The organism is Vreelandella indica, from assembly GCF_037070225.1.
GTDB classification, from domain to species: Bacteria; Pseudomonadota; Gammaproteobacteria; order Pseudomonadales; family Halomonadaceae; genus Vreelandella; species Vreelandella arctica.
Genome location: NZ_JBANSO010000052.1, coordinates 1 through 8,044, shown reverse-complemented (window position 1 = coordinate 8,044; position 8,044 = coordinate 1). Strand labels below are relative to the sequence as shown.

Annotated in this window: 7 protein-coding genes; 5 read left to right on the top strand and 2 right to left on the bottom strand. The window is 51.8% G+C overall.

Features of this window, described 5'->3' with window-relative positions; translation table 11 throughout:
• Positions 1-613: 613 nt before the first annotated feature.
• From V8L71_RS20070 to V8L71_RS20060, 3 genes are all read left to right on the top strand, one after another.
• Positions 614-1,276, top strand: a complete 663-nt coding sequence (locus V8L71_RS20070; protein WP_022523385.1) for a response regulator — start codon at positions 614-616, stop codon at positions 1,274-1,276.
• Positions 1,273-2,685: an ATP-binding protein gene (locus V8L71_RS20065; protein WP_022523386.1), complete on the top strand. Its 1,413-nt coding sequence runs from the start codon at positions 1,273-1,275 to the stop codon at positions 2,683-2,685. The genes V8L71_RS20070 and V8L71_RS20065 overlap by 4 nt, the downstream gene beginning before the upstream one ends.
• A gap of 187 nt (positions 2,686-2,872) precedes the next feature.
• The gene (locus tag V8L71_RS20060; RefSeq protein WP_022523387.1) at positions 2,873-3,562 is read left to right on the top strand and encodes a VIT1/CCC1 transporter family protein; all 690 of its coding nucleotides are present in this window, start codon (positions 2,873-2,875) and stop codon (positions 3,560-3,562) included.
• Positions 3,563-3,669: 107 nt separating this feature from the next.
• Here the strand turns inward: V8L71_RS20060 and V8L71_RS20055 are convergent, their stop codons facing one another.
• Together V8L71_RS20055 and V8L71_RS20050 are read right to left on the bottom strand one after the other, a co-directional pair.
• Complete coding sequence (locus tag V8L71_RS20055; protein WP_336275258.1) at positions 3,670-4,239, bottom strand: cytochrome b/b6 domain-containing protein; 570 nt, start codon at positions 4,237-4,239, stop codon at positions 3,670-3,672.
• A gap of 13 nt (positions 4,240-4,252) precedes the next feature.
• On the bottom strand, positions 4,253-4,534 hold the full coding sequence (locus tag V8L71_RS20050) for a PepSY domain-containing protein (RefSeq protein ID WP_022523388.1): 282 nt from the start codon (positions 4,532-4,534) through the stop codon (positions 4,253-4,255).
• 637 nt (positions 4,535-5,171) lie between these two features.
• On the opposite strand from V8L71_RS20050, the gene V8L71_RS20045 reads away from it, so the two are divergent.
• Together V8L71_RS20045 and V8L71_RS20040 are read left to right on the top strand one after the other, a co-directional pair.
• Positions 5,172-6,473 (top strand): IS1380 family transposase, encoded by a 1,302-nt coding sequence (locus tag V8L71_RS20045; protein ID WP_336275257.1) that lies wholly within the window; start codon positions 5,172-5,174, stop codon positions 6,471-6,473.
• Positions 6,474-6,704: 231 nt separating this feature from the next.
• Positions 6,705-7,706, top strand: coding sequence for a GGDEF domain-containing protein (locus tag V8L71_RS20040; RefSeq protein ID WP_336275256.1), 1,002 nt, complete (start codon positions 6,705-6,707; stop codon positions 7,704-7,706).
• Positions 7,707-8,044: the final 338 nt, after the last annotated feature.

The window sequence follows — 8,044 nt, the reverse complement described above, 5'->3', positions numbered from 1 at the left end:
GGAGGTCAGCGTCTGTTGTTCAGGTTCAGTGAGAGGGGCAACGAAGCGTTTTTCCATGGTTCTGTCCGTGTCAGAAATCCTGGCATGGATATTACACGAAAACTTTAGATCAGGTACTTAATTAGCGCGTTGCCTAGACGAAAATTGGGGCGAATAATGAGAATTTTTTCTACGCCCACAAGGCTGTCAATGGTTTCTGGTGTAGGTGCTTTGAGGATATACCGTATGCCTCCCAGTAAATATTGCTTCATTCTTTTTTCTAAAAAACGGGCCATTATTTTTAAATAATAGTTTGTTCTAATAAGTGTTAGTAATTGCATGTTATGGCGCTCTCTCAATTAATAAAAAATAGCCTGCCCACGGTTGCGACAGGGCATAATCAAAATAACTGTCACTGAAGGCACTGCTTGGGCTTTGCCCATGGCGAAAGAGGCAGCATGAGCCTAAATAACTTAAAGAAGAGTTAAACTGCGTAAGAAGTTCGAAAAGATAGGGTGGTTGGCTTACTGGTTGCATTCAGATGAGGTTGCTTTTTGAGAAGTAAGTTACCCTATTTAAGAAAAGCTTAAGTTTTGGTAGCCAAGATAGCGGCTTGTCGATTGAGGGAATCAGCATGCGTGCACTACTAATAGAAGATGATCCCTTGCTTGGGGATGGCATCAAGACGGCGCTGGAGCGCGAGGGCTACGCGGTTGATTGGTTTATGCTTGGCCGCGAGGCAATCAGCGCTATCGGCAGCGAGACCTTTAGTGTGATTATTTTGGATCTTGGGCTGCCCGATATGGACGGTATGCAAGTACTGCATTTACTCCGACAGCAATCTACTCTGCCTATTCTTATTTTGACGGCCCGTGATGCGATGGAAGACCGTATTGGGGGTTTAGATGCGGGGGCGGATGATTATGTGCTCAAGCCTTTCAATTTGCAGGAGCTCCTCGCCCGTTTGCGTGTCGTAATGCGGCGCGCTGAGGGGCGGGCCTCGCAAATATTGACGCTGGGTGCACTGAGTATTGATGAGGCTCTCCATGCGGTGAGTTGGCGGGGCAAAGACGTAAAGTTGGGCCGACGCGAGTATGCCTTATTGCTAGAGCTAGCTAGGCACCCTGACAGGGTGCTATCTCGCCCTCGTTTAGAAAATTTGCTTTACGGCTGGGGCGAAGAGGTAGAGTCCAACACGGTGGAAGTTCACATTCATCATCTGCGAAAAAAGCTTGAAAAACATCTAATTATTAACGTGCGGGGGATTGGCTACCGACTGGATAGCCAGGCGCAATGAGATCGATACGGCGTTATCTGCTTCGCACGCTAGCCATTACCATGGTGGTCGCTGGGGGCGTTGCGGTTACCGCGGCTTACTTAATTACGGATCACGAGCTAGAAGAAATTCTCGATACACAACTCAGTCTGCATAGCCGGATTGTGGCTGGCCAACTCGATCCAAACGCTACCATCGACGACTATGCTCGCCTTGCTGCGCGCATGGGCCTTCCCGCGCATCCAACCCAGCTATATCGTGACGGTATCGCCGTGCCCGTGAGCAGCTCTGAATCAGGTCCCAAGCTTTACCACGAGGAAGAGCTTAAATTAGTACTGGGTTTTTGGAATGCCGATGGCTCACCCAGGCTGTTAGGGGGCAAATGGAATGATGCAGGGCCTTTCCCCGCGCCTTTAGAGGAGGGTTTTCGCTGGGAAAGCTACGATGGTCACCGCTGGCGGGTTTTCAGCATGTTCGATGTTGCCAGCGATACCTGGATCAGCATGGGACTACGGGGTTCGTTTCATGATGAAGTGGTGGAGCGCATCACCTGGAACAATTTATTGCCGATGCTCTTGTTGCTGCCACTCCTTCTTTGGCTGATGAGTAGAGTTATCCGGCGGGGTGTTGCACCCATCCAAGCACTTTCCAGCCAGGTACAAGGTCGCTCCGCCCACGACCTGCGTCAAATCAATAATCCGGTTCCTCAAGAGCTTAATGGATTACGCCAATCACTAAACGACTTTATCGCCCGGTTGAAAGCCACGTTAGAGCGCGAGCGGCGCTTCACTGCAGATGCGGCCCATGAATTACGCACGCCCTTGGCAGCGCTGAGAATCCACTTAGATAATGCGCAGGCAGGGGGAGAGCAATCATTACAAAAGGCTTATGTCGGGGTTGAGCGGCTTCAACGGGTGGTAGAACAGCTGCTCATTTTGGCTCGTTTGGATCAAGTTGCCACAACCTCACCGGCCACTATTGACCTCTATCCGATTATTGCTGAATTGATAGCCGAGCTGTGGCCACTCGCTGATGAGCGAGATCAGCACTTGAGGCTAACAGGCTTAACCCGGTTGGAGGTTCGCGCCGACGAAGTCGAGGTGGGAATGCTCTTTCGTAACCTACTGGATAATGCCTTGCGCTATACGCCGGAAGGCGGTCAAGTGGAGGTAGAGTTAGCGCTTTGGGAGGGGTTGCCTCAACTCACGGTGAGTGACACTGGCCCCGGCCTCCCCGAGGCACTGTTGGATAAAGTCACTGAGCGCTTTCGGCGCGCGTCTGGCCAGGGTACCACCGGCAGCGGGTTGGGTTTATCGATTGTCTCGGAGTTGGCTCAGCGCCAGAACGCACGCCTTACGCTTAGTAATCGTACGCCCAATGGCCTGGCGGTCAGTGTGGTGTGGGAGCAAAACCAACATCAGGATCGCTGATTAGCTTACAGTGCTTTTCTTTGGAACAAGTGATTGAATCTAAATGCATTTCAACCGTTATATGCACCAGAGAATCGCACTGTTGCTACAAGCGCTGGCTAAAAATATGCCCTGAAGGCTGTTGCCACACAGCTATCTGCCACTCTCCCTCTGAAAAGAAAGGGGAAATCAATCACGAGGTGAGGCCATGCAACATACAGAGCACCATCGATCTAACCGTTCAGGTTGGCTGCGCGCAGCCGTCATGGGCGCGAATGATGGCCTTGTCTCGACTAGCAGCCTGATACTCGGCGTGGCAGCAGCGAGCACCGCGCATAGCGACATTATGTTGGCCGGTATTGCGGGGCTAGTGGCCGGGGCTATGTCGATGGCCGCCGGTGAATACGTCTCCGTTAGCTCACAGTCTGACACCGAACATGCGGATCTTGCGCTTGAGCGCCAAGCGTTGATAGAACATTTTGATGCTGAACTGGAAGAGCTGGCAGCGATTTATGAAGCGCGTGGGTTAACACCGGCGCTAGCCACGCAAGTCGCTGAACAGCTGATGGCAAGCGATGCGCTAGGCGCTCACGCCAGAGATGAGATTGGCATCACCGAGACAAGCCAAGCGCGCCCACTCCAGGCGGCCTTTTCATCGGCTGTGACCTTCACGGCTGGCGCCATGTGGCCGTTGCTAATCGCCTGGTGGGCGCCGCCGCCATTGCTTATTCTTCTGGTGGCGCTCTTCTCGATACTGTTTTTAGCCTTTCTAGGGGCGGCGGCTGCCCGTGTGGGTGGCGCGCCGATACTCAAAGCCTCGGTGCGCGTAATGTTCTGGGGCGCATTGGCGATGACCTTGACCTTCGGCATAGGCCGCTTGTTCGGTGTCGTGGCATAAATAAGGGATAGTGCAGCCATTGCTCTGTGTCAAACAGGTCTGAAAAGGCCACTCGTGCAAAATTAAGGAGTGGCCATTATCATTGCATTGTCTTAACAACATCTTAATTAAGACTGAACATCATGAGCCTTAGTGTTGGGGGTAGAGGTAGGGCGGCGGCGATAGCCATGCAACATGCTAGCGATCAAATTATCGCCTTGCTTGAGGCTTTCTACCACAGCACCCAATACATGCAGTGGTACTAGAAAAAGAATCGCGTTGGCCATGAATTCGTGGGTTTCTTCAACCCAGCCAACCCCCCAGAAACGATCCGTTTCTTCCATCATGTAGCCAGTAAGTCCCAGACCGAGGATTAGCCCAAGCAGCACCAGCATCATGATAGCGCCCAGCGGTGTATGGGTAATGCCGGTTTGCTCTATCTTGCTGTCGCGACCGCGCAGCACACATTGAAGTCGGCTCACGGTAGGCCAAAAGCTCCGCCAGCGTGCACTCCAGGGACCGATAAATCCCCAAAGGATGCGTACGACGATTAATGCCACCAAGGCATAACCGACCCATTGGTGTATATCGCCCCCTTCTTCGGTTAGCCATAAGTTGACGGCTACGCCAGCAACCAAAGCCCAATGTACCAACCTGACCAACGGGTCCCAAACACGGATACGGGTATTATCGGCCATGGTAACCTCCTGATCAGTCTTCGACTTCCTGCTTCACGATGCTGGCATCTACTGGGTTGAAATAGATCTCTACCCGGCGCTCCTGCTCGTCCCAGCCGTATATCTCGTAGCAGTTTCCCTCGGTGACCTTAAATTCTTTGATTTTGTAACCCATCTCGCTGATACGTTCTTCCATATCAGCTTGGCTGATCCATTCGTCACTGGGGGCATCAGTACAATGAGTCTCGGCCAGCGCAGCCGTGCTAGCCGTCAGTAACAACGCCGATGTTATAATCTTAGTGATGTGAGTTCGCATAAGTAATACCTCTTTTCGATGATGGGTGGCTGTGCAAGACATATTTGTCGATTGGCACAAGGATCATCCTAAATGAGGTAACTTATGGCAGGCTTAAAAAAAGGTAAGCAGCAAAAAAACTGATTATTGAGAACGTTTCTCTGGCGCCTGATGGGCAGATAAGTGAATAGCTGGGTTCGCTTTCAATTTCTTCGCAGGTTGCGGTTACCCCAGGCGATTAGGCCAACGACAGATCGCGCTGGCTAGCCATCGGTTTTATCACCTGGATTGCCAATTTACCGGGGCGGGGGAGTCGATGGTACTGTAAGGCGCTTTCGCGCAAATCGTCTGCCATGTGATTTACCTCGCTCGCTTTCGCTCACGGCGATAACGGTGACCACATCGCCGATCTTGTTTTTGTTTTGTATTGCTAATCGCCTAGCCACAATTCCATTTCTACAAGCCTTCCTAATTTTTAAATTAGTGGTCTCCGTTGTTTTGTCAATTTTTGTAATCTCAGCGACTAGTAGTTGGCGCTGTACACTTCAGGTGGGATCTACTTAGCCCGAATTTCTCACGGGGTATAAAAGAAAGCGGCTGAAAGTGTTATTATTTCAGGACGTTACACCAGAAAAAACACCAACAGCCGCTATCCAAAATGGTACCTGAAAAACTGACCTTCTCGCCACTCTCTCGCCGTCAAATTGAAGCCGATTTTTCCGGCGGTCACATCACCTCCGATGCCGGACTGTTTTTGCTGCGCGAGGTCGATAAACAACATCGCCTGACTCGCCGACTAGCCTCGGTACTTCACGATCCCCGGGATCCAGAACAGATTCGCCACCGGCTAGACACCATGGTTCGTCAACGGGTATTTGGCGTGGCCGCTGGATACGAAGACCTGAACGATCATGAAGCCCTTCGCTTTGATCAAGCGCTGCAAACGGCGGTTGGCCAGGACGACTCCTTGGCAGGCAAGTCCACGCTGTGCCGGATGGAGCAGCAGGCGGATCGGCAGGCGATAGTGAAGGCCCATCAACTACTTTGGCACCACTTCATCGAGCAGCACGAGGAGCCACCGGCGGAAATTGTGTTGGACTTTGACGGTACCGATATCCCGGTTCACGGCGAGCAGCCGGGCAAGTTCTTCAACGGCTACTACGACCACCATTGCTACTTCCCGCTGTATGTCTTCTGTGGCCGCCATCTGCTAGTGAGCTATCTGCGTACCAGTGACCACAGCGACAGCCATCACAGCTGGGCCATCCTGGCGTTACTGGTGCGCTTTATTCGCCAGTACTGGCCCGATACGCGCCTTGTGTTACGAGGTGATAGTCACTTTTGTCGCTCCCGGATGCTCAACTGGTGCGATCGGCATCACGTTGACTATATCGTGGGTATCGGCAAGAACAGTCGGCTGCTCAAGGAAGTGGATGTGCCCATGATGCTGGTGCGCAAGACCCAATGGCAGGTGGGGGGCAAAGTAGCAGAGACGTTCCGCTTCCCGTATCAAGCACACTCCTGGAAGTACCCACGCTGGGTGGTGGCCCGTCTGGAAGAAAGCGAGTTGGGCTCCAACCCCCGGTTTATCATCAGCTCCCGTTACGACGACGGCTTCAAGCTTTACTACGAGCAGTACTGTGCTCGTGGCGACATGGAAAACCGAATCAAGGATCAACAACTGAGCCTGTTTGCTGACCGGACCTCCAGCACGCACTGGTGGGCCAACCAGTGGCGGCTGATCTTATCGGGCTTCGCCTATACGCTGTTCGAGCGCTTACGCACTTACCTGAAGAAGACCCCTTTTGAGCGCATGAGCCCAAGCAACCTACGGCTAAAGCTCATCAAGGTGGGCGCGGTCATCATCCGCAATACGCGCCGCATCCGTGTGTTGATGAGTGACAGTTACCCCTATAAAGCGGAACTATCCGATCTCGTCAGGCGGTTGGTGCCGAGCTGAATGCTCGGGCGCCCCCGGCCCGACGCAATGGGGGAAAGGGGGAAGTGTGTCTGAACGACGGGGAGTGGTTAAAAAGTAGGCAATTTAAGCCGTGCCAACAGTTTTTTAGTGGCATTCCGTCTTGGGTGCAGTACTTGCTGAGGTGCTATGAGAAATCCGGGCTAAGCTGTTCTTCATAAAAGAGATATAGCTTTTTACTTGTCACTACACTCATGGTAGGAGGGCATGTTTATGAGTATGCCAATGTGGAAAAATCCTGGCTTTCTGGGTCATTTTGGTGATGATGCCGACTCCATGATGCAGTTTCTATGGGATTTTTTTCCTGCTCCAATGATGATGGTCCGTTGCGAAGGGCCGGGTGATTTCGTCGTTGAGGCAGTTAATCCCTTTCAGCAAGCTACGTTAAGCGACCAAAAAATATACCTGGGTAAAGATCTATCCCATATGTTTCCTGCATCGCTATGCAATGAGTTGACTGCAAATTGTGCTCACTGTGTAGCAGACGGGGTGTCGGTACGTTACGAAATGCCGGGAAAGTACATTGATGAGGAGTGTCATCAGGGCGATTGCCAGCTCCTACTCAAACCGATTAGTGGCCAACCAGGCGTAATTACGCATTTGCTCTGCATCGTCCATAACTCAAGTACCTGTAGCGGTTCGAAGGTGGCCCATTATTCCGAACTAGAAATAGAACGTCGGGTGTTGGAGCGCACCGACGAACTGACGACCATTAATCGTCAATTAAGTTACTTAGCGACTCATGATTGGCTCACTGAAGCGTTTAACCGTCGCCATCTCCTTGAGTTGGCGACGACTGAATTCAAGCGAGTTTGTCGTTATGGTTTATCACTTGGCCTGTTAATGCTGGATATCGATCACTTTAAGTCGATCAACGATGAAAAGGGCCACGCCGCAGGAGATCAGGCGTTGCAAACAGTGGCTCGCGCAATACGTGCGACAGTCCGCAATTGTGATTTGGTCGGACGCTATGGTGGTGATGAGTTCATCATCGTATTGCCCGAAACCGATCTGCAGGGAGCCCGCGCAATTGCCGAGCGGCTGAGCAGCACACTACAGAGAGCTAATCTGTCTGCCAGCATTGGCATCGCCACGCTTGAGCGCAATGACCAAACGATTGATGAGGTGATCAATCGCGCTGATCATTTGTTATTGAGCGCTAAGCGAAATGGTCGTAACCGAATTGAAAGCGCTTCCCTTACGCTTATACCTTGATGGCTGGCGTTTAGTGGCTATTACATTTAGCTTCCGTTCTTAGCGCTTGCTACAAACCGACAATATACGCTTGCGTCCAACCTGCTATCGCGGTACTAACAGTTATCTCTTAGCTTCGGATAACGCGATGAAAACGCTGCTGCGATGGCTGCTCACTCTCGTAGTGCTTTTAGCGCTACTACTAGTGGGGCCTGTATGGATATTGGCAAGTAATCAACCCGCCTTATTCACGAGGGCGCTGATTGAGCGGTCTGAAGGTACTGGCTGTTGGCATTGCTTATCAGGATTCGCATCTTCAGCGCGAGTGGCTGTTGAGTAATGCCAGAACGCAGCCCTTT

Bases quoted from the DNA above. Each gene is read 5' to 3' on its own strand.
- V8L71_RS20070 (WP_022523385.1), top strand. From the start codon at position 614: ATGCGTGCACTACTAATAGAAGATGATCCCTTGCTTGGGGATGGCATC.
- V8L71_RS20065 (WP_022523386.1), top strand. From the start codon at position 1,273: ATGAGATCGATACGGCGTTATCTGCTTCGCACGCTAGCCATTACCATG.
- V8L71_RS20060 (WP_022523387.1), top strand. From the start codon at position 2,873: ATGCAACATACAGAGCACCATCGATCTAACCGTTCAGGTTGGCTGCGC.
- V8L71_RS20055 (WP_336275258.1), bottom strand. From the start codon at position 4,239: ATGGCCGATAATACCCGTATCCGTGTTTGGGACCCGTTGGTCAGGTTG.
- V8L71_RS20050 (WP_022523388.1), bottom strand. From the start codon at position 4,534: ATGCGAACTCACATCACTAAGATTATAACATCGGCGTTGTTACTGACG.
- V8L71_RS20045 (WP_336275257.1), top strand. From the start codon at position 5,172: ATGGTACCTGAAAAACTGACCTTCTCGCCACTCTCTCGCCGTCAAATT.
- V8L71_RS20040 (WP_336275256.1), top strand. From the start codon at position 6,705: ATGAGTATGCCAATGTGGAAAAATCCTGGCTTTCTGGGTCATTTTGGT.